This is a genomic window from Acidobacteriota bacterium (assembly GCA_016713675.1).
GTDB lineage: Bacteria > Acidobacteriota > Blastocatellia > Pyrinomonadales > Pyrinomonadaceae > OLB17.
The window spans coordinates 1,203,478-1,225,309 of record JADJOS010000001.1; the positions used below are offsets into that span (position 1 = coordinate 1,203,478).

20 protein-coding genes, 1 tRNA gene and 1 pseudogene are annotated in these 21,832 nt (G+C 52.8%); 6 read left to right on the top strand and 16 right to left on the bottom strand.

Annotation, left to right across the window (positions count from 1 at the left end; all coding sequences use genetic code 11):
* Nucleotides 1-90: 90 nt before the first annotated feature.
* The 3 genes from IPK01_05455 to IPK01_05465 all read left to right on the top strand — a co-directional run bounded on the left by IPK01_05455 (nucleotide 91) and on the right by IPK01_05465 (nucleotide 1,827).
* Nucleotides 91-684 (top strand): YggT family protein, encoded by a 594-nt coding sequence (locus IPK01_05455; protein MBK7932939.1) that lies wholly within the window; start codon nucleotides 91-93, stop codon nucleotides 682-684.
* Nucleotides 685-702: 18 nt separating this feature from the next.
* Nucleotides 703-993 (top strand): YggU family protein, encoded by a 291-nt coding sequence (locus tag IPK01_05460; protein MBK7932940.1) that lies wholly within the window; start codon nucleotides 703-705, stop codon nucleotides 991-993.
* A gap of 93 nt (nucleotides 994-1,086) precedes the next feature.
* A complete protein-coding gene (locus IPK01_05465) occupies nucleotides 1,087-1,827 on the top strand; it encodes a YebC/PmpR family DNA-binding transcriptional regulator (protein MBK7932941.1) in 741 nt (246 codons plus the stop codon).
* Between the two features lies 1 nt (nucleotide 1,828).
* Here IPK01_05465 and IPK01_05470 read toward each other — a convergent pair whose 3' ends face one another.
* The 11 genes from IPK01_05470 to IPK01_05520 form a co-directional block, all read right to left on the bottom strand.
* A complete protein-coding gene (locus tag IPK01_05470) occupies nucleotides 1,829-2,197 on the bottom strand; it encodes a VOC family protein (GenBank protein MBK7932942.1) in 369 nt (122 codons plus the stop codon).
* 2 nt (nucleotides 2,198-2,199) lie between these two features.
* Complete coding sequence (locus IPK01_05475; protein ID MBK7932943.1) at nucleotides 2,200-3,420, bottom strand: DUF1624 domain-containing protein; 1,221 nt, start codon at nucleotides 3,418-3,420, stop codon at nucleotides 2,200-2,202.
* Nucleotides 3,421-3,572: 152 nt separating this feature from the next.
* Nucleotides 3,573-3,710, bottom strand: coding sequence for a hypothetical protein (locus IPK01_05480; GenBank protein MBK7932944.1), 138 nt, complete (start codon nucleotides 3,708-3,710; stop codon nucleotides 3,573-3,575).
* Between the two features lie 14 nt (nucleotides 3,711-3,724).
* Nucleotides 3,725-4,090: a hypothetical protein gene (locus IPK01_05485; protein ID MBK7932945.1), complete on the bottom strand. Its 366-nt coding sequence runs from the start codon at nucleotides 4,088-4,090 to the stop codon at nucleotides 3,725-3,727.
* A 26-nt stretch (nucleotides 4,091-4,116) separates the two neighbouring features.
* Nucleotides 4,117-4,401: a DUF2277 domain-containing protein gene (locus IPK01_05490; GenBank protein ID MBK7932946.1), complete on the bottom strand. Its 285-nt coding sequence runs from the start codon at nucleotides 4,399-4,401 to the stop codon at nucleotides 4,117-4,119.
* Nucleotides 4,401-5,057: a hypothetical protein gene (locus IPK01_05495; GenBank protein MBK7932947.1), complete on the bottom strand. Its 657-nt coding sequence runs from the start codon at nucleotides 5,055-5,057 to the stop codon at nucleotides 4,401-4,403. The genes IPK01_05490 and IPK01_05495 overlap by 1 nt, the downstream gene beginning before the upstream one ends.
* 36 nt (nucleotides 5,058-5,093) lie before the next feature.
* Nucleotides 5,094-5,759 (bottom strand): alpha/beta hydrolase, encoded by a 666-nt coding sequence (locus IPK01_05500; protein MBK7932948.1) that lies wholly within the window; start codon nucleotides 5,757-5,759, stop codon nucleotides 5,094-5,096.
* A gap of 5 nt (nucleotides 5,760-5,764) precedes the next feature.
* Entirely contained in the window at nucleotides 5,765-7,054 is a 1,290-nt protein-coding gene (locus IPK01_05505) for a homogentisate 1,2-dioxygenase (GenBank protein MBK7932949.1), read from the bottom strand.
* On the bottom strand, nucleotides 7,055-7,981 hold the full coding sequence (locus tag IPK01_05510; GenBank protein MBK7932950.1) for a PD40 domain-containing protein: 927 nt from the start codon (nucleotides 7,979-7,981) through the stop codon (nucleotides 7,055-7,057). It lies immediately after the preceding gene.
* A 117-nt stretch (nucleotides 7,982-8,098) separates the two neighbouring features.
* The gene (hppD, locus tag IPK01_05515; protein MBK7932951.1) at nucleotides 8,099-9,208 is read right to left on the bottom strand and encodes a 4-hydroxyphenylpyruvate dioxygenase; all 1,110 of its coding nucleotides are present in this window, start codon (nucleotides 9,206-9,208) and stop codon (nucleotides 8,099-8,101) included.
* 5 nt (nucleotides 9,209-9,213) lie between these two features.
* Entirely contained in the window at nucleotides 9,214-10,161 is a 948-nt protein-coding gene (locus tag IPK01_05520; GenBank protein ID MBK7932952.1) for a phenylalanine 4-monooxygenase, read from the bottom strand.
* 150 nt (nucleotides 10,162-10,311) lie between these two features.
* Between IPK01_05520 and IPK01_05525 the strand changes: the two are divergent.
* Nucleotides 10,312-10,753 (top strand): annotated as a pseudogene (locus tag IPK01_05525) (Lrp/AsnC family transcriptional regulator).
* Here IPK01_05525 and IPK01_05530 read toward each other — a convergent pair.
* The 4 genes from IPK01_05530 to IPK01_05545 all read right to left on the bottom strand — a co-directional run bounded on the left by IPK01_05530 (nucleotide 10,750) and on the right by IPK01_05545 (nucleotide 15,379).
* Entirely contained in the window at nucleotides 10,750-13,122 is a 2,373-nt protein-coding gene (locus IPK01_05530) for a CHAT domain-containing protein (protein ID MBK7932953.1), read from the bottom strand. The pseudogene IPK01_05525 and the gene IPK01_05530 overlap by 4 nt on opposite strands.
* Nucleotides 13,123-13,218: 96 nt before the next feature.
* Nucleotides 13,219-13,635, bottom strand: coding sequence for a cupin domain-containing protein (locus IPK01_05535; GenBank protein MBK7932954.1), 417 nt, complete (start codon nucleotides 13,633-13,635; stop codon nucleotides 13,219-13,221).
* Between the two features lie 52 nt (nucleotides 13,636-13,687).
* On the bottom strand, nucleotides 13,688-15,187 hold the full coding sequence (locus IPK01_05540) for a glutamate--tRNA ligase (GenBank protein ID MBK7932955.1): 1,500 nt from the start codon (nucleotides 15,185-15,187) through the stop codon (nucleotides 13,688-13,690).
* Nucleotides 15,188-15,288: 101 nt separating this feature from the next.
* Nucleotides 15,289-15,379: transfer RNA gene (locus tag IPK01_05545), tRNA-Ser, on the bottom strand.
* A 165-nt stretch (nucleotides 15,380-15,544) separates the two neighbouring features.
* On the opposite strand from IPK01_05545, the gene IPK01_05550 reads away from it, so the two are divergent.
* Entirely contained in the window at nucleotides 15,545-17,296 is a 1,752-nt protein-coding gene (locus IPK01_05550; protein MBK7932956.1) for a TonB-dependent receptor, read from the top strand.
* Between the two features lie 264 nt (nucleotides 17,297-17,560).
* Nucleotides 17,561-20,512, top strand: a complete 2,952-nt coding sequence (locus IPK01_05555) for a PAS domain S-box protein (protein ID MBK7932957.1) — start codon at nucleotides 17,561-17,563, stop codon at nucleotides 20,510-20,512.
* On the opposite strand, the gene IPK01_05560 is transcribed toward IPK01_05555, so the two are convergent.
* Entirely contained in the window at nucleotides 20,509-21,780 is a 1,272-nt protein-coding gene (locus tag IPK01_05560) for an MFS transporter (GenBank protein ID MBK7932958.1), read from the bottom strand. The two genes, IPK01_05555 and IPK01_05560, sit on opposite strands and share 4 nt — an antisense overlap.
* Nucleotides 21,781-21,832 lie beyond the last annotated feature (52 nt).

A 21,832-nucleotide genomic window follows, 5' to 3' on the forward strand; every position in this document is an offset into this window, starting at 1 on the left:
CGCAGATCCACGCAGATGACGCTGATCAAAGCCGTCTGCGAAATTTCCTTATCTGCGTGATCCGCGTTAATCTGCGGCAAAATTGGTTTTATGCTTAATGCCTTAGTTTATCCAATATTTAGCCTGATCGTCTGGTGTATTTTCGGTGTCTTTCTCGCCGTTATGCTTCTTAGGCTTATCTTTAACTATTCCGATCCGAATCCGTTTGGCAAGGTCGGCAGGTTTGGGTTTAAGGTTCGCAAGCTTACGGAAAAATGGGTCTATCCGGCGGCTCGGTTCTTTGCGATGTATCGCATCGATACGCGGCTAGCACCGATATTGACGATACTGATTGGTCTGGTAATTACATATTTTTTCACGCAGATCGTCGGCAACACGTTCTTTGTCATCGACGGCCTGACCGCCGGCGTTATGTCGGGCAATCCAAAGGTTATCATCGGATTTATTATCTACGGGCTGCTTAGCGTCCTCATTTTGTTTATTTTCATACGGTTCATTGCATCGTGGTTCGTGTTTACGCGAAAGACTTTCCTCGCGTTTGTAATGCGTGTGACCGATCCGATACTGCTGCCCGTGCAGCGACTGATCCCGCCGATCGGGATGTTTGATATCTCGGCAATGCTCGTGCTGCTGCTGATCGGATTCTTACAAGGGATCGTGCTGAATATATTTGTTCGAAGCTGATCTATTGAGCTTGATCCGATGAACATTGTCGAAATGGGTGGTACGGTCACGTTTACGGTCCGTGTCGTTCCGAGAGCCTCAAAAAGCGAGATCATCGGCGAACACGACGGAGCTCTTAAGGTGCGCATCGCATCGCCGCCTGTCGACGGCGCGGCAAATACGGAGTTGATCAAGCTGCTCGCCAAACAATTGGGCGTTTCTAAGAGCAATGTCGAGATCATTGGCGGGCAAACATCGAAAACAAAACAGATCCGGATAACCGGAATTACAACCGCACAGATCGCGTCAGTTTTGAAAGCCAAAACCTAGCGTGATATATTTTCAAGTTCGGCAAGGCGGAAACACGACCGTTAGGAAGTGTGCCAAAGTCTAGTCTACATTTCACTCAAAGGAACATTAACGATGTCAGGACACTCCAAGTGGCACACAATTAAGCACAAGAAAGGTGCTTTGGACGCGAAACGCGGCAAGATCTTTACCAAGCTAATCAAAGAGATCACGGTCGCGGCACGCACCGGCGGCAGCGGCGATGTCGATTCGAACGCCCGTCTCCGTAAAGCCGTCACAGACGCCAAAGGGCTTAACATGCCCAACGACACGATCGACCGTGCCATCAAACGCGGCACCGGCCAGCTCGAAGGCGTAGCTTACGATGAAATTACATACGAAGGCTACGGCCCGAACGGTGTCGCCGTGCTCGTGGAAACGATGACTGACAACCGCAACCGTACGGTCGCCGAGATCCGACATCTCTTTTCGAAGAACGGCGGAAATATGGGCGAATCGGGCTCGGTCGCGTGGATGTTCGACAAGAAAGGCTACATCGTCGTCGATAAGGCTGCTAAGAGTGAAGACGAGCTGTTCGAAATAGCGATCGAGGCAGGTGCCGACGACATGCAGGACGAGGGCGATGTCTTTGAGATATTCACGACGCCCGACAGCTTTGAGGCCGTCCACGAAGCCATCAAGGCCGCAGGAATCGAACCCCAGGCCGCCGAGGTCTCAATGATCCCACAGAACTATATCGCTCTCACCGGCCAGGATGCCAAGACGATGATGAAACTCTACGACGCCCTCGACGACAACGACGACGTTCAAAAGGTCTACGCCAACTTCGACATAGACGAGAGCGAGATGGAGTAGATCAGCCGGTCAATTGCCCAAACACGATCCGATGCCCGTCCGGAGTGACGACGGTGAAGTCCCGGATTCCCCACGGTTTGTTTGCGATCGGTGACAGTATCACAGCTCCGCGTTCGTTGAACTCGGCATAGACCTCATCGACATTTTCGACCAATGCGTGGGCAAACCATGAGTGGTTGCCGGTGGCTTCGGCGGTCATCTCGTCGGAGCATTCGCCGAGCATCACTTTGAAATCACCAAATGAAAGGAACTTCCAGCCCGGAGCCGTGAAATCCAGATCAAACCCGAGCTTAGACTTAAAATGATCGGCTGCGACCGTGAGATCTTTGACCGCCAAGACATGCCGCGTGTGAACAACTTTTCGTTCCATATTTATAAATAACTCAGAGCCCAGTGCTTATTGCGGCGTTTCAGGTTTCCCCACCACAGGCAAAGCGGATAGAGGATCACGAGGCCGGCGAGCCATGCTGCATAGGTAATGGCCAATGAAAATCCGTGGCCATCGGGTGCGGCCTGGCCAATTTGCATCATATTCACGAAAAAGTAGCTGATATCCTTTCCGGCAAAATAGCTGAGAGCAATGCCCATGATGTGGGCCATGAACCACTGAAGTATGTAATAGAACATCGGCACGCGCCCGAACGTGATCGAGATCTGCTGCCAGATCGCTTTACCGTCGATTCTGTCGGTCAAGGCCAGCACGACCATTGATGGTCCGAGCGTCATCAGCAAAAACAGCAGCGACGGCGGATATTTGGTCGTATTTAGAAAAGAGAGAAACGTCGCGATGCCTGTTTCCTGCGACTTCCACTGTGACGGGTCGCCGTAGAAATTGGACAGCCGAAGCAGCACAAAGACAAGTGTGGCGGCTCCGCCCATGATCAGCAGCAGTCTCTTCCTTTGCTCAGGCGCCCATCCGTAGATCGTTCCGAGAGCATAGCCTGCCGCCATTACTCCTATCCACGGGATCAAAGGATAGGCGAACATTATCTGCGAAGTGCCGCCGAATATAGGCACGATCCCCATCTGATGAAAAATGATCCAGATCGATTGACCGAGGTCGGGCGGCGGCGTGCCCATAAATGCAATGTTTGGCGGTATCTGAAAGCCGTCAAGCAGATTGTGAAGCATGATCATAAGCACGCCGAAAATGCCGACGATCTTTGCCGGCAAATAGATCAAAGCGGCCATTACGATCATCGAAACACCGATCACCCAAATGACCTGTGCCAAACCGAAAAACGAATAGTCCAAATTGAAAACAATGCCAAATCTGACGACGGTAAATTCGAGGATAATGAGCCACAAACCGCGAGTCCAAAGAAATTTCGACAACTCGGCGTTCGACTTACCGTTCATCTTCTGCAGATAAATGCTCACTCCCGACAAAAATACAAAGGCAGGGGCACAAAAATGCGTGATCCAGCGTGTAAAGAATACGGCAGCTGTCGTCGTTGCCGGATCGGTCGGGTCGTGTGTCAAAGCACCGGCGTGGACAAACTCGCGTGTGTGGTCAAGCAGCATGATCATCATCACGACGCCCCGCAGCAGGTCAATGGAATAGATGCGTTGTTTAATGGTTTCTTCGGACATTGATGTTTACGTTGTCTTAGATCTGTAAATGATCGCCCCAAAATTTGCGTTCCCCACCGGTGCTGCAATTCATGGTCAAGGTTGATACTGTTCAGATCTCCACCGGCCGTTGGCCATGCCTTGAGTGCGGTCGTATCCTTGCAATCGACGAACTATTGGAGCGGTCTGAAATCGCCCTCGAGTAGGACATTTTCCCAATTTGGCAGAGCCGGCACGTCAAACACCTGATCGGTTCGTCCACGTTCGATACGATCTGAGATCCATGCCCTTTCGTCTCGCTCCGTCGTCATATTCTGCCGCCGGCTCAATTGCCGCCGCCCAGGTACCAATCACCGGTTATCGGCCCCGTCGCATAGATCGAAACGCCGGATACCACGGATCGGGTGATAGAGACTTTCTGTTCGCCTGCCTGATAAGTTGTTGTCGCGCCGTCGGGCCCTTTCGAAACGGTCGATGTTGTCGAACCAACATTAACCTCAAAAGCTGCCAGTATGGTTTCGTCCGTCATTTCCGCCGACATTGTCTTGCCGTTAACGACTGAAGGAGTAGAAGGCTGCGGTGTTCTGGTCGGTTTTGGCTGTGGCGATGAATTACCGCCGGGATACTGGACCGTGATGCACGATGTGCCGGCAGCGGCTAACGTGATCGACAACAATAAGAGTATTTTCATTACTGAGCTTCTAAGCATGACGGGTTTTAGGTTCCGCGTTGAGTGTTTGAGAACCGTCGCACATTTCGTTCCCGTGCCCGGTCAGCCTCAAGCTCTCGGTCACGCGGCGGAGCGTTGGTGACGAGCGAATTAAGCAGCTCCAGGACTGCGGCCGCAACGCGTTCGACGGCGAGATCAAATGCGGCTTCATTCGCCTTAGACGGTTTGCTAAAACCGGAGAGCTTTCGGACGAATTGGATCGCTGAGGCGTTGACTTCGTCCGTCGTCGCCGGCGGGTCAAAATTGAATAGTGTTTTAATATTTCTGCACATTATTTGGTTGGCGTTAGGGCGGTTATTACACCGATGCCGATGGTCCTTCCGCCGTCCCGGAGCGAAAATTTCGCACCCTTTGAAAGGCCTGCCGATTCAGTCAATTCGATCTCGACAGCGATACCTTTTTCGCCGGCCGCAGCCGAGGCCTTTCCAGTCGGAAGCGTAACTACACCCGAAAAGCCTACCGATCGAAAAAACACCTGACTGCGAAATCCTGTTGGCATCGGCGTTCGTCGACCGCCGTCCTTGGCATCGACCATATCGAGCGTGCCTTTGAATTTTGTGTAAGCTTTTACGCTGTCCGGCCTTGCGATCAATTGGCCGCGGACGACGTCAGTTTTTTGAATGCCTTTGAGTAAAAGTCCGATATTCTTGCCGGCATTAGCTTCAGGCAGCGATTTGCCAAACGCGTCAATACGAACCACAGTGGTTCGCACGGTCGGTTTGATCCCGATGACCTCTACGGCATCGCCGGGCTTTACCGTTCCGCTTTCGATCTTTCCCGTCGCGATCGTGCCGACACCGGCTATAGAAAAAACATCCTCGATCTCCATCAAGAACGGAGCAGGTGTCGGCGTCGGCTTTTGAGCAAGAACGGCGACGCCAAGCGTCAAAACTATGAGTGTTGGCAATATCAAGTTCTTCATTGCCATTGATAATAAGAAAATTGCCGAGACTTGCCAAGCTATTTAATTTGCGTTGATCCAATCTCCCGTGACGCGTGCCATCTCGGCGAAAACATCTTCATTCGAAGTTCGCGACTTCTTGAGGATCTTGTAGCTATGGTTTGCAGTCTCAATGAGGTGAAGTGCGGCAAGACCGCTGAGATCGGCGATCGTGGGTTCGAGTAGATCGAGAGTCGCGAGTTCGTCACGCGTGCCGGAGAGAAAAAGCTTCGGGATATCTATTTTGGCGAGGTGCTCGGCACGCTTCGTGTCCGGCCGCCCCGGCAAGTGCAGCGGGAACGAGAACAAAACCAACCCTTCGACACCATCAAGCGGCTTCTCAGACTGAGCAGTAGTCGTCATCCGCCCGCCGAACGAATGCCCGCCGGCGAGCAGTTTCAGATCGGGAGCCGCCGCGTTTGCGGCTTTTACCGCGGATCGAATTGTCTCAATACACACCTCCTGAGAATTCCGCCCGCCGCCTTTCTCCGAATATGGAAAATTGTAACGAAACGTCGCAATGCCGCGCTCCGCTAAGGCCTCCGCGATCGCCTGCATCGTCGCATGCCGCATGTTCGTGCTCGCACCGTGCCCGAGGACGAGCAAGTGCGTCGCGTTCTCAGGCCGCAACAAAATGGCAGAAACCTCGCCCTTCTCAGCGGTCGCGAGGAATTTAAGATCTCTTTCCATTTATCTCAACTCTGGAAATTCTTCTTCAACCGCTGCCAAACTTCAAAATATTCGCTCTGCAATTGCGAGCTATCCATCGCGAACTTGGTCGGGCGGATGATGTAGCGTGATTCGAACATGAACGCCATTGTGCCTTCAAGTTTTTGCGGTTTGAGATCGGCGTTCGATGCTTTTTCGAAGGCGTCGAGGTCGGGGCCATGGGCGGACATTTGGTTGTGAAGCGAGCCGCCGCCGGGCAGAAAGCCTTCTTCCTTGGCGTCGTACTGACCGTAGACGAGCCCCATGTATTCGGACATGTAATTGCGGTGGTACCACGGCGGACGGAAAGTGTTTTCGGCGACCAACCATCGTTCCGGGAAGATGGCAAAGTCACAGTTTGCCACGCCGGGTTCTCCTGACGGCGATGTAAGCACGGTGAAGATACTCGGATCGGGATGATCGTACGAGATCGAGCCGATCGTGTTGAATCGGCGAAGGTCGTAGCGGTATGGGGCGTAATTGCCGTGCCAGCCGACGACGTCGAGCGGCGAGTGGGTCATCGGGGCGGACCACAGGTTGCCGGCAAATTTGGCTACTTGTTCAAACTCGCCCTCGCGGTCCTCGTACCAAGCGACGGGCGTTTCAAAATCACGCGGATTGGCGAGGCCGTTGGCACCGATCGGGCCGAGATCGGGAATGCGGAACTGGGCTCCATAATTTTCGCAGATATAGCCGCGACACTGTTTGTCCTCCGGATGCGGCTCGACCTTAAATCTGACGCCGCGAGGGATGACAACGATCTCACCGGCACCTGCCTGGATAGCCCCGAGCTCGGTCAAAAAACCAAGCCGTCCCATCTCAGGCACGATCAGCATTTCAGCGTCCGCGTTGTAAAAATAGCGGTCGCCCATGCCCTTGTTGCAGGTGTAAATGTGGATGCCGATGCCGGCCTGCGACATAAGGTCGCCGTTGAGAGCAATGGTCGTGATGCCGTCAATAAAATCGGTTGGTTCGGTGGGGATCGGCAGCGGATCCCATCGGAGTTGATTGGGCGTGACATCAATGTCGTCCGGCTTACTCTGCCAACGACGGTTGTCGATCCGCGCAAATGGCAAGTGCATGACCGACGGCCGAATGCGATACGTCCACGTACGTTTGTTGCCCGAGCGAGGAACAGTAAACGCCGTGCCTGACAGCTGCTCAGCATAAAGTCCAAGCGGTGCCTTCTGCGGCGAATTATGCCCGATGGGCAAAGCACCCTCGACCGCCTCGGTCGCAAATTCGTTTCCAAAACCTGTTTGATATTTGAGTTCCATCTACTTTTTGCCTACGACCGCCCCTCGCTCTGCTCTTAGCCCTTTAATGTAAACTGCTGAGCCACCTTCCCCCGTCAATAGCTTTGTACCGTCGGGTGAAAGGGAATAATCCGAAGCCTTAATCTCGAGTTTTTCCACACCTTTAGGGGTTACCAAGTAATTTTGTTGCGCTAACATCCCGCCACGCGAAAGGTAAAGCATGAACTCGGCTACGCGAGCTGTCTGGATCCGCTCGATGAACGCCTTACTGTCAGGTAACGCCACTGTTGATTTCGGGCTGATCTCGCCTGTCGGACTGACGACGGTGACTTGGTTCCCATTATTGATCACGTCGATCGCTTTGCCATCTGCCCCCAGCTTGGCGGCGGCGATGAAGTATGCACCGCGGGGTGCGGGAACAGCATGAGTTACTTGAAACTCCTTCGCGAGGATCACCTTTTCTTTCAGAGACGTGAGATCGACGTAATGCAAAGAACCGAACTTTATAAAGATGTTTGTCGAAAAATTTCTTGCAAACACGACACCTGTGCCGCCGTGATCGAATTCCGGCCGGAGTTCCTTTTCAGGCGTTTTCGTAAGCTGCTTTAGCCCGCTGCCGTCGGTGTTGATGATAAAAACATCGTGAAGCACAGTTGCAGAAGTTCGCCTAAGGAAAACGATCTTTTTCCCGTCTGGACTAAGTGACGGGTACTCGTCGAATACTCCCGCGACGTTTTGCGTGACAGTTTTAACCTCGGTGCCTTCGCTCGACATAACCGCCAGACCCTTTGACAGGTCATCCCTCCCCTTTGAGATGGTGGCGGAGAAGACGATCGATTTGCCGTCGGGGCTATAGCGTGGGTGCTCTGTACGCTTATAATCCTGCGCTTGAACACTGGTAAGAAATAGTACGATGAAAAATATGAAAAAGAGAGACTGTCGTTTCATTGGTCTTTCGCGGATTTGCCTCCGCTCGCAATTTTAAGATATCAATGCCATGCTCGGGATCCAGCAGTCGGTGTTGAGCATTGCGGAAAATTTCCAGATCCGCCCGGGAAAGCCGGGTCAGAGATTACCCCGACGCCTCTGTTCCTCTTCTATTGATACAAACAGTGCCTTAAAATTGCCCTTGCCGAATCCTTTGCAGCCTTTGCGTTGAAGGATCTCGTAGAAGACCGTCGGCCGATCCTCAACCGGTTTGGTAAAGATCTGGAGCAAGTAGCCTTCGTCGTCGCGATCGACCAGGATGCCGAGTTTTTTCAAGCTTTCGAGGTCTTCATCGATCGGCCCGACACGGTCTAACAGGTCGTCGTAGTATGTGTCAGGGATCGTCAGGAATTCGACGCCGTTCTCCATTAATTGGGTAACGGTGCTGCGGATATCGCGGCAGAGCAGAGCGATGTGCTGGGCACCGGCCGAGCGGTAGAAATCGATGTATTCCTGTATCTGCGACTTGCCACCTTTGCCGGTTGCGGGTTCGTTGATCGGGAATTTGATATTGTGCTGGCCGTCGGACATGACGATCGACATCAGGGCTGAATATTCGGTCGAGATGTCTTTGTCGTCAAACGTAATATAGCGGAAAAAACCGAGTACGTCGCGGTAAAAATCGCACCACTCGGTCATTTTGCCAAGCTCGACGTTACCGACGATGTGATCGACCATCATTATGCCGGTCGGCTCGCCCGAAATATTTTGTTCAGTAAAACCGGGCAAAAAGACACCGTTGTAATTGTGGCCGTTGTTGGTGTTGTACGAGATGAACGAATGGATCGTATCGCCATAGGTCGCGATAGCGGCGTGCCGTACAGAGCCGTTCTCGTCCGCGAGATCATGCGGCTCGGTAATTGGTGTTGCACCGCGTCCAACGGCCTCATTGAATGCATGATCTGCATCCTCGACATAAAACGCAATATCGCGAACGCCGTCTCCGTGCTGCTTGATATGCTCCGCAGCCGGATGCTCCGGATTGAGCGGTGTCGTCAGCACAAAATTGATATTCGTCTGCCGCATCAAATACGAGGTCGTCTCACGATTCCCCGTCTCCAGCCCCGAATACCCTGCCCGCGAAAACCCGAACGCCTTGCGATAATAAAACTCAGCCTGCTTAGCATTGCCGACGTAAAACTCAACGTGATGTATCTTCTTTAGTCCTAATGGATTTTGTGTAGTCATGGTAATTAGATATTAAACGATTCAATATACTTCCGAGTCACCTCTTTGAGCTCAGCGTAAGAGGGAATGACGTATAACACCGGCTGCATGTCGCTGTAGGTGTATTCGTGATTGATGACCTGTTCGAGGTTGAACGGGCGGCGTTCGACGCGATCTGAGAACGCGTGTTCGAGTTCACCGAATGACGATAACAGTCCCGCACCATACGCCTTGATGTCGCCTTCGTGTTCGACCATACCAAATTCGACTGTGAACCAGTAGAGGCGGCCGAGCTGTTCGAGCTGCTCGTCGGTGGCGATACGTGCTCCGTGGCCGATGAACTGCGAAAAATCGGCAAAATTCGGGTTAGTGAACATCGGAATGTGGCCGATAGCCTCGTGGACAATGTCGGGCTCGGGCGTATATGCCGGGTGCGAATGGTGACGAATGTATTGCGTACAGAGCATCACGCGGTAAGAGAGCCATGATAAGAAACCGCGAGTTTCGACCAGTCCCTCTATCGGTGCGAGGCGAAAACCGGTCAGTTCTTTCAAACGTCGGTTCATCTCTGATAATTGCGGGATCCGGTCGGTCGTAATGCCGAGATCTTTCTTCGCCCGAAGATAAAACGGCGATGCATATTTCTGCTGGAGTTCTTCGAGTTCCTCTGCCACGTAACGCCAGACACGCTGCTCGCGGGCGTTGTATTCGACATCGGTGATCACGCCGGTCTCGCGAAAACTCTTCGCACACGACGCAATGTAGTCGCGGCGGGCTCGGTATTCGGCGTCGTTTGCTCCCGGATGATCGATGTGGAGTTCGTTGATGTTCTCGAATTTGAGGTCCTTAAATTCCGGCAGCTCAGCATCCGAGACGGTAAAATTCTCGATCGCAAGATCGGCTTCGGCAGTCGGTGTGGCGGTATCGGTCAGCATTGGTGAAGCGGCTCCTTTCATATCTTCGATGCGTTTCAAAAAGGCAGAGTTATCCTGAAATAACTAATTGTAATGGAAGTAATTGTTTGGTTGAATAGGAAATCTAAGTTAATGTTTCGCAAGGACTTTAAATAGTAAGTTTAATCGGGGAATCTGCTTTATAATACACATCGCTGAAACCATCGAAACATGATCGACGAAATTGACCGCAAAATCTTAAAGGAACTGCAGGAAGACGCCCGGACGAGCTATGCCGAGCTCGGCCGGCGTGTCGGCCTGACAACTCCTGCCGTGATCGAACGCGTCCGCAAGCTTGAGGACGCCCACATCATCACCGGCTACCGCCGACATCGATACGTCAAAGGTCGGTTTGCCGATCATGGCATTTGTGCGGATGAGCATCACGGGCGTCGATTACAGCCATATTATCGAGGTAGCTCAACAGTCGAATGAGGTCCTCGAATGTCACCGGGGAACTGGCGGCGATTCGTTCATTATGAAGGTTGCCGTAGCGAGCGTCGAGCACCTGCAGGAAGTGATCGACCGTCTTGTGCCGTACGGCATAACGACGACCACGATCATACTGTCGTCGCCGGTGAAGCGAAGAACGATCGACATAGGTGTTAGCTAAAGCCAATTGCCGATAAGAGTAAATCCCGACCAGAAGAACGGATGGCTGAGTGGTGCTTCGCGCAGCATTTCGAGTTGGGCACGCTGCAAAGCATCTGCCTTGGTCATAGTCGGGTCTTTCTTTTTGAAACCGTAAAAACTGCTCATCAGTTTTGCCGTAGACGCGTCGTTGACGCTCCAAAGGGTGGCGAGTACGGCCTTGCCGCCTTTTGACTGTATCGATTCTGCGAGTGAATCGACCTCATATCCCGATGCCGAAGTCACCAGAGCAGTGTTGCACGCCGACAATGTGGCAAGTTCGATCCCCGACAGATCGAGGTCCCGCATGTTGCTAAGTTGTTCGAGTGTCAGGGTTTTGCCGCCCCCGAGTAGAAGGAACGAATTGGACCAATTTTCGCTGAGCTGAAAATGGCTCGCAACATGCAGCACGTTGTAGGTCGAACGCCCATTTGTATCCTTACTCGCAAGCGAGGCCGTGAAATTATCCAACGTGAAAGCAGAATCGAGAAAGCGGCGGCCGTCGAAGATGCCCTGGCCGGTCGGTTCAGTTTCATCGCGGATGATCGACATCAATTCGGTACGAGTTGCCGGAATGGCCTCGATCCTGATCTTTTGACCGGGATTGCCGGGAACAGCTATTAACTGTTCTTCGGAAACGCCTGCACCTACCGCTCGCCATGGTGACCGATCACCTTTGACTCGTTCGCGTGTTTTCGGCGTCATGATCACGTTCCTGAATCGCTCAACCAGATAAGACTCGCCGTCCGGCGAAAGTGCGGCAAACGGAATATATCGAAGCGTGCCGTCGAGCGACCAGACCAGCGTCGTTGCATGGCTGTCAGCCAATTGTTTTTCGATCGGCTTTATTAGGATGTCATATAGCTCTTTTCCGATCGGACGCGGATCGATATCAGGGTCCTGCAGGGCGTTTCTGAACTCGAATATCTTTTTATTCAATTCAGCTGCGTTGATATCGGTCTTTGCGTCGATCTGGATCGCCGCGGTAGTGAGGATTACGCGATAACGGTTCTCGGTAATGACGGTTGTCAGCACCGCGGTTCCGCTGCCCCATTCTCGAACTCGGTCTTGCAGGCTGCGGTCGGCGGCGAGTGATTTGGCGTTTTCGGTGCCGATCTCCATTACGAGTTCCTTTTCCAAAAACAGCCTGAATGTCGAATTTATTTCATCTGATCTGGCGTTTAGGTCGGCCAGCGATCTTTGATCTTCTGCCGAGAGAACGCCGCCAATCGCGGCAGCTTTTCGTCTTTTCTCTTCGAGTTTTCGCTGCTGTTCACCTATCTCCACAGCTTGGCCGGCGATCGCCAGATAACGGTCGATCAGGTCCCGTTCCTTTGGTGTCAGCCGAACACGCTGTTTTAGGCGCTCGATCTCAACTGCGTCGCGGCGGACAAATTCCGAAAATTCCTCATCCTTGAGCATCTGCAGGACATCTTCGGCCTCAGTAAGGCGGCCGAGCCCGATCAGCAGATCCGCAAGTATACGGTATTTTTCAGTGAGCTGATTAATATAAACTCGCCGGTCGTAGGGCCTTTCGGTACGGAGCAGGCGTCGGATCTCCTGATATCGATTGATCGCCTGTTTGCCGTAAAATACCGCGACACGATCGTCCCGTCCGGCCCAGGCATCCATTAGGCTCAGGCCGGTTGCGACCTCGATGCTTTCGAATCCGCTTCTTTTCCAGACAGAAAGTGCGTCCTTATAAAAACTGACAGGTTTCGGCGGATCGCCTGAGCCGGCAAATCGCGGATCATCAAAGATCGATTCGCGTTCCGGTTCGATATAGACGACGATCGGCTGGTTGAGAAATTGAACAGTTTCGCGTTCGCTGAGCTGCGAAAAACGCGTGTCTATCCGATCACCGTTACGGTCGTATCCTCGCTTAGGCCTTGCGATCGAGAGCCCGTCATATTTGAACAAAAAGCGCTTGCCGACAAGATGGTCATACAGAAAGCCAAGCTTAACGAGTGTTGATTCGTCGACGTCCTTTGCTCGGAAGGAATCGAGCGTCGATGAAGCTTCCAGATAGGACCTCGCGGCCGCCCGGCCGTCACCCAAAGCGGCATAAGCCGCTCCGGTCCCGAGCAGGGCACACGCGGCTCCGGCACGGTCGCCGATCTCGCGATAGATCGATCCGGCCTCGCGAAATTTCGCGATCGAAGCCTGGATCTTTGTTCGCTGGCCTTGCCTGAGAAATTGACGGCCGAGCGCGAACGCAGTTGCGGCATCACGGCGTTTGAAAAATTCCGGCGGCAGCGGCCGCGGACTCGGTTGGGAATGGAAAGTGGTGCCCGCACCAAAGATAATAGTGGCGGTCACGGCAAACAGAATTTTGGCGGCGTATCGTTTCATTCGCTGGTCTTGCGATTATAGAACGATACGCCGCCAAACAACATGCAGGTAATTTGGGATCTACTTGATCAGAGAGGCCTTACAGCGAACAGATGACTATTTCTTTTTCTTGGGTTTTTCAGTTGGCTTACCGTCAAATTCCTCGTCGTTCGCCTGCGCCTCTTCCTTGGTCTTGCGAACGATCTGATCCTTGTGATGCGGCGGGGCGTAGATCGTATAGAGCTTAAGATCCTCGCTTGCCGAAACATTGATAACGTTGTGCTTGGCACCGGCGGGCACGATCACGGCATCGCCGTCTTTGACGTTATAGGTCGTCTTGTCGATGATAACGCGACCCTTGCCGCCCTCGAAACGCAAAAACTGATCATTCTCAGCATGCACCTCAGCGCCGATCTCTTCCTTCGGCTTAAGGCTCATCAGCACAAGCTGCAGATGCTGGCCGCTGTATAGAACCTTTCGAAAATTCTTGTTCTTGAGAGTTTCTTTCTCGATGTTTGATTTATAGCCTTTCATATAATGTCTACTCCCCAAAATTCATTGTCTACGCCCGGAGACCTAACTCACACTAATTCCAAGCCACCTGGCTCTTTAATCTCATTTTAGTCTTTTCAGATCCGAGAGTCTCAAAAACAGAGAGCATCGACGGGCCGACGGCGACGCCGGTGAGCAAGGTTCGGGCTCCGTTCATGATAACGCCAAGTTTGGTGCCCTTTTCTTCGGTGAAGGCTTTGACAACGACCTCGATATTTTCTTCGGTATAAGGCGTCGTCTCAAATTCGGCTTCGAAACGATCGGCCAGTTCGGGAAGCCATGTTTTGAGATCAGGGAATTTCGACAGATTCTTTTCGATCGCGGCCGAGTCGAAATCGTAATCTTCGCTGAAATAAGCACGGCCTTGCGATGAGAAATCTTTCAGCGTAAAGAACCGCTGGCGGATGAGGTTGATCGTATTTTCGAACCATTCACGATCATCGTCCTCATACTCGTCACGCCATAGCTTTGCAGCCTTTAGTTCGGGTTTTACGAACGGAATAAGCTCGCCTAGCGGCATCGTGCGGATGTATTCGGCATTCATCCAGATCGCCTTATCGTCGGTCCACTTGCGGGGATCGCTTTCGTGAAAATTGAAAACCGCATTCGAACGGTGGATGCCGCCCAAAGAGAATTTTTCGACGAGTTCGTTGAGCGAATAGATCTCTTTCTCTTCGCCCGCGGACCAGCCGAGAAGGGCAAGGAAATTGCGAAATGCGGCGGCAAGAAAACCGGCATCGCGGTAGGTTGTCATCGAGACTACCTCGCCATGTTTGCGTTTAGACAGCTTGCCCTTGTTCGGCGCCATGATCAGCGGCAGATGGGCAAATGTCGGCGGAGTGACACCGAGGGCCTCGTAGATCAAAACCTGTTTGTGAGCATTCGTCAGATGGTCCTGGCCGCGAATGACATGCGTGATCGCCATTTCGATGTCGTCGCAGACGACTGCCAGGTTATAGAGCGGATGACCGTCCGAGCGAAGCAGAACAAGATCTTCGGTATCATCGTAATTTCTTTCCTGAATTCCGTAAACCGCATCGTCAAACGCAGTACGTCCGTGCGTTGCCACCTTCAGCCGAATAGCGAAAGGTTCGCCGGCAGCGGCACGAGCATCGCTTTCTTCGGTTGAAAGCTCGCGATACGGATTATCGCGCATATTCCTTTCGCCTTGATTCGCACGGGCTCGGTCCTTGATCGCATCTTTTACGTTCGCGTCGTTCGGCTCGGCCTTAGGCGTGAAATCGCGATATGCCTTGCCCTCGGCGAGGAGTTTTCGGGCAGTGACGCGGTGCTTATCAGCGTTGTCCGATTGGAAAACGATCTCTTCGTCGTGGTCGAGTTCGAGCCACGCGAGTCCGTCGAGTATCGATCGCGTCGATTCCTCGGTCGAACGTGCGAGGTCGGTGTCCTCGATTCGAAGCAGGAATTTGCCGCCCGTATTTCGGGCATAAAGATAATTAAAAAGTGCGGTCCTCGCAGAACCAATATGAAGATAGCCGGTCGGGCTTGGAGCAAAACGAACGCGTGTAGTCATAAACGATGATTTTCACAAGAAAGCGCCGAGAACGCAAAGTGGATGGCAAAAACAAAACGAGCAGCCAAATTACATATTTGACAGCCCGTTCGTTAAAAAAATGGCGGAGACGACAGGATTCGAACCTGTGGTACCCTTTTGAGGTACAACGATTTAGCAAACCGCCGCTTTCAGCCGCTCAGCCACGTCTCCGTTTTGCCCCACAATAGCTATGTAAAGCAACTTCCAATTTTAGCCGTCAGGCAAACTTTGTCAAGCACCAATGCATCGAAACGATATACAGCACCAAGCCGTATTGGCTTGACACGGTTGCATTTTACGAACAAAATACGAAAGTTACTGGTACTATAGCTATTTATGGCTTTTTCGGGCAAAGGTAAGTATTTGGTTACAGCGTTCTTCGCGGCAGCGGCAATTGTATTTGCCGCCGCGATGCCTAGTCATGCCTCTACCGTCACTGTCACGGCCGAAAAGAACAGCAATCTTGGGATCATCAAAGGCGTCGTTCGCGACCAAAGCGGCAGCCCGATCGCCGACGCGACAGTTGCGATCTTCCGATTGGGAACTTCGAAATTGCTCAAGCAGGTCAGTTCCGCAAACGACGGTAGATTCCTCGCCCGCATAATTCCCGGTACGTACACCGTTCTTGCCGTTGCTCAAGGCTTTAATCCTGTCACGCTTTCGGATGTTTCGGTCAATCGTTCGACCGAGCTGGTGTATGGGTTTCGGCTTGAGCGTTCCGGCAGCGGAAATACTCTGCCTGAAAAACGCATCGACCGCAACAGCTCAAAGTGGCGTATTCGTGCTGCCCAGATGCAGCGGGCGATCTATCAGAACCGCGAAGGCAATAAACCCGCCGAAGAAACAACTGCAAATGTGACGGTTGACGAGAGCCTTCCAGTCGACGAAGCACCGAACTCGACAGATCGCCGCACACAGGCCGTGATCGAAACATATTTTGCCGGAACGAGTAACAGTAATTACGCCGGTGTAAATTTTGCTGCGATGACGCCGGCCGGCGACCATGCAGAATTCGTTTTTTCGGGCCAGGTCGGAAAAGGAACCAACGCACCGCAGCGATTTGGCGTCGACGCCAAGTTCAGGCCGAATTCCGAGCACCAGATCCGCGTCAGCACTTCGTTTGCGAAAATCGGAAATATCAATATCGCCGGCGAAGATAAACATCTCGGACAGATGTCGTTCCAGGCTCTCGACGAATGGAAGATCCGCGAAGGCGTGATCCTCGTTTACGGCCTCGATTATTCGAGGTTCCTCGGTGCCGGAAGCGATTCATCGATCTCGCCCAGACTCGGTCTCCAATACGATATCGATTCTAAGACACGATTCCAGACTGCATTCACGACGCAGACCGATGAACGTTCGTGGTCGCAAGCTGTCAATTTCGAAGGTGCCGAAGTGCTTTTCCGCGAACCGGTCTCGGTCCAGGATATCTTCGTCTCAAATAACAAACCAAAATTGAACCGCAGTCAACGGCTCGAATTTGGTATCGAACGCATCCTCGACAATAGATCATCGGTCGAAGCAAATGTGTTTTTCGATACTGCCATCGGCCGCGGCGTCGGGCTAACGGCAATGCCGATCGATGCACTTGACGAAGCTGAGTTCACCGATATCACCGCCCAACAGCAGGGCAATGCCCGCGGCATCCGGGTCGTCTATAACCGCAGATTTTCGTCGGTCTTTAGTGCGGCTGCCGGATATTCGTTCGGCAATGGCCAGCGGCTCTCAGCGAACGCGATAACAAATCCGTCCGAGGCGTTTGACGAAGCGATCTTCCAATCGTTCTTCGGCCAGTTTTCGGCCGATCTGCGGACCGGCACCAGCGTTAAGACGATCTACCGTCTGTCTCCGCAAGCAACCGTTTTTGCGATCGATCCGTTCAAGGGCCGGCTCGCGATATACGATCCGGGCTTGAGCGTCTTGGTGACGCAGAATCTTCCCACACTTGGTCTCCCGTTCCGTGCCGAAGCCGTTGTGGATGCACGGAATATGTTCGGCTTCCAGACCGGCGTTTCCGGCGAAGAAGGCAGTTTGCGATTGAACGGCCAACGCCGTTCGCTTCGCGGTGGAATATTAGTTAGATTTTAGTTAAGGCCACGTCAGAACCGGTATTTCACCGCAGAGACTTTAGTTTCCGGGTGTTAGCAGCGTTCGATGTGGTTTGTTTTTTGTCCAAAATCTTGGATTATCAAGCAAAAAGCTGTATTTTTCATACACAGGGCCGTGCGAAAATTCGCACCCGGAACCGCCGCAAATAGGTCAGACCAACTGTATTTGCAGGCTGATGATCAATGAAAGGAATGGTACGCGTTTTGCGTCTATTTTCACATCGTAGAAGTCTGTGGATTTTTGATGAAAGGAAAGGTAATTACAAGCTGGAGTTTAATACTGCTCCTTGCATCCGTACTGCTGATCGCAGGCGGGGCGCTTAACCTTTCTCAGCGTGCTTATCAGAAACTTCCGCCGACCGACGGCGTTCAATGGACGCACAATGCGGACGGTATTTTTGCCGAACGTATTCTTAAGGGTTTTGCGGGCGATCGCGCGGGGATCTCACCGGGAGATAAGCTGATCGCGATCAGTATTGACAACCAAACTCCTGACGAGGTCGTATCCGTCAGCGACGTCCAGATATATCTCGAAACAGCAGGCGTGAACGGCAGCCTTACCTATACTTTCCAAAAGTCCTATTCCTTTGCCGACAACTATTATTTCGCTGACCTCCGCAATATCGATTCGGTTCCGCGTTGGACACCATCAATAATCTTTCTTGCGATGGTTGGCCTGGTGTGGCTCGGCGTGGGCATGTTCGTGCTCTTTAAGCAAGGCAGTCAATCTCCTTTCGTACTGCATTTTGCTGCGGTTTGCCTGGCTGCCTTCACGTTTCATACATACAAGCCGGTCGGCATCGGACAGGATTTTGATCTGGCCGTCAGCCTCCTTGATGATTTCGCTTTTGCCTTGTTCGTACCGTTGTTTCTGCATTTTTGTATCAGATATCCGGTGCGCAGCACTGTTTTTGACGAGCAGCGATGGAAGACCATCTTGCTCTATGTGCCGGCCGCCGTCGTTTCTGTTTGGCTGCTATTCATCTCACTGCTGCCGGCTCTGTTCTGGCGCACGGATGCGGCTGCGTGGCTTGCCCGCGTTGATGACCGTTACAATCTGACCGGCGGAACGAGCACATTCTTGCTCTATCATTTTGTGATAGGCGTTTCGGTCGGTGCCGGGTTTCTGATCTGGCGATTCTGGAAAAATCACCAGATCGTTGTTCGCCAGCGTTTGAAATGGGCAATGTGGGGCACCATCGCGGCTGTCTTTCCGGTCATTATCATGCAGACTGCGTCGTGGTTCGGTGTGCAGATCGCCGACAATACGGTTGCGACAGCATTGACCACACTGCCGCTCGCACTGATTCCGTTCAGCTTTGGCCATTCGGTGGTTCGATACCGTTTGATGGACGTCGACGTGGTCGTTCGCCGGGCTTTGGTTTACGCACTGACGACCGTGGCGATCGCAATGATGATCGGAGCCGTCGCGTTGGGCCTCGTGTTTCTTGCCGTCGGCAACAATCTTTCTACCAGTGGGATCACCTTAGGTGCGATCATCGCCGTTGTCGCGATGGGTGCGATCGTGATGCTCAGCGAACCGCTCAAAAAGTTCCTACAGGAACTGGCTGACCGGTATTTTTATGGCGAACGTTACGACCTGCGGCAAGGATTGCTTGATTTCGGCAAAACCCTGTCCGCGACGACCGGCCTTGATCCGCTCTTGAATGCACTGACGGAAAGACTCCGCCAGGTGCTCGACGTACAAAAGGTAGCGATCTTCGTCGAAGACCAGCGGACCGAGGCCCATTACCGCATAGCAAAATCTGTCGGCCTCGACGAAGAGTTCGTCATTCCCGCCGATTTCCGCACAATGATCCGGCAAAAGTCCGCCGGCAAAGGGATAGTGAGGGCTGACGAATTTGACCTTGCGGACGTCGAGCAATTAAACGGGAACGGTGCCGTGGTCCGGCAGGAACTGCATTACTTCGTACCGTGCGTCGCCCGCGGCAAAATGGTCGCGGTCATAGGCCTCGGCCGGGCGAGCGACGGTTCGCTGCTTTCATCTGAAGATCTTGAGATCCTCAAAACGGTGTCCGGGTACGTAGCCGTCGCGGTAGACAACAGCCGTTTATACGAAGAACAGCAGCAGCATACCGACGAACTTGCACTGCTCAAGGAATTTAATGAATCGATAGTCGAATCGGTCAACGTCGGCCTGCTCGCCGTCGATGAGGAAGGACGTGTGATCCGCTGTAATTCGCCGTTCGAGCAAATGACAGGCCGCGACCGCGAAGATGTCGTCGGTAAACGCGTAGAGGATATTTTTGACGAGAGCTTTGCGCTTAATCTGGAGAACATTCTCGGCAAATCGCGTTGGCATCTGACCGAGATCCGAAACGCGTACAAGATGCATACTTTCGATGCCGACGGCCGTTCGCTGATCCTCAACGTCGCGGTCGCTCCGCTTCGCAGCGTTTCAAATCAGCACACCGGTGCGATCATCGTGCTCGAGAATGTATCGTCCCGCGTCAAACTCGAAGAAACGCTGCAGCAGAGCGAAAAGCTATCGAGCATCGGCCTGCTTGCCGCCGGCGTCGCTCACGAGGTCAACACGCCGCTCACCGGTGTCTCGAGCTATACGCAGATGCTGCTCGGTATGATACCCGAGACCGACCCCAAGCACGCCTTGCTGCAAAAGATGCAGCGGCAGACCGATCGTGCTACCAACATCGTCGGAAATCTGCTCAATTTCTCACGCACCGGTAACGCCGAAGAGTTTACCGACACCGATGTGAACCGTCTGCTCAACGATACTCTGCAGTTGCTCGAACCTCAGTTGCGTAAATCCAATGTCGAGATCGTCAAAGAATATTCAGAGTCGATCCCCGCGATCACCGGCAGCGGCGGAAAGCTGCAGCAGGTTTTCACAAATCTGATACTGAATGCGAGAGATGCGATGTTTCAGGGCGGAACGATCACGCTGCGAACACGCGCCGACGGTGAAGATGTCGTGATCGTTGAGGTGTGTGATACGGGCGAAGGGATCTCACCCGAGAATCTGACCAAGATCTTTGATCCGTTCTTTACGACCAAAGGCGTCGGTAACGGCACGGGGCTCGGCCTCGCAGTGACATACGGCATCGTGCAGGAACATGCCGGCTCGATCGAAGCATTGAGCGAACCGAATGACGGTACCACATTTCGACTTACATTCCCTGCCGCCCACGCCGGCCGACGTCGTGCGGTCAGTTAGGCTGTTTTTGGATGGTCTTTCCCTGATCGGGCAAAATAGACCGCAACGATAAACGCCACGAACATTATTACGGATGCTGCCCAGAACGTGCGATAGATCGTACGATCGTCGATGGCATTGAGTGAGTTGTTGAGCAGCAAGCCGCCGATCACGGGCCCGACGGTACGGGCCATGCTTGCCCCGGACTGCATTATTCCCATCGTTCTGCCCTGATCGTGTTCATCGGCTGATTTTGATGCAAGACTTGTGAGGCCCGGCGATGCGAGCGAGTTTCCGAACGACAAAACCGCCAATCCGACAAGAAGTGCCGAAACGCCTCCGTAGTTGGGGCCAACGAAAGGCAAGGCAAACAAACTGACGACCAGCAGAATACAACCGAATACGATCAAGACCGATTCGCCGAACTGCTTGACCAACCGGCCGAACAATACCCCTTGAACAAGGATCGAAATTACACCGACGAACGCAAATAGATACCCATTCTGTTCGGCATTGTATTCGAACCGAAATGACGTGTAGAGCACGAATGCGTACGTCATGATCGAAAAGGCGGTGATCAGCAAAAAGTAGACTATATTCAGTTCGCGAAAGGACTTATCTCTGAGTGAATCAAACAGTTCGAGGATCCGGTTCTTTCGTTCCGGCAGGCCGGCCCTAGCTCCGGGCTTGAGTGATTCGGGCAGAACAAAGTAGAGGGCGATCGCATTTGCGAGTGACAATACCGCCGCTACAAAGAACGGAACATTGACGCCGTATTTGCTCAAGATCCCGGCTATTGCCGGCCCCAGTATGAACCCGAGCCCAAACGCCGCCCCGAACAGGCCCATTCCCTTGGCCCTGTTCTCTTTTGACGTAACGTCGGCAATATATGCTTGAGCGGTCGATATATTTCCGCCGCTGATGCCGCCCACGATACGGCCCAAAAACACAAGAAAAAGCGTATTTGCCAGCCCGAGCACCAGATACCCGACGGCCGATCCGAGCAGGCTAAAGAACAAAATCGGCCGGCGGCCGTATTTATCCGATAGACGTCCGAGCAGCGGCGAAAAGAAAAACTGCATCAGCGAGTACGACGCAAACAAGAATCCAATGTCCAGCGGCGTCGCGAAAAATGGCTCAGTATGCGCGTAATACGGCAAGATCGGTATGACCATTCCAAAACCGATAAGGTCAATAAAGACCGTGGCAAATATGATCAGCAACGGTGTGGTGAAGAATTTCTCTTTTTTTTCTTCGCCCGCTGTGTCCGGTTTGGTTTCGGTTGTCATTGAGGTCCGTAAAGTGCAGTCGCACCGATGCTAAAACGTGCGTAATTATAGT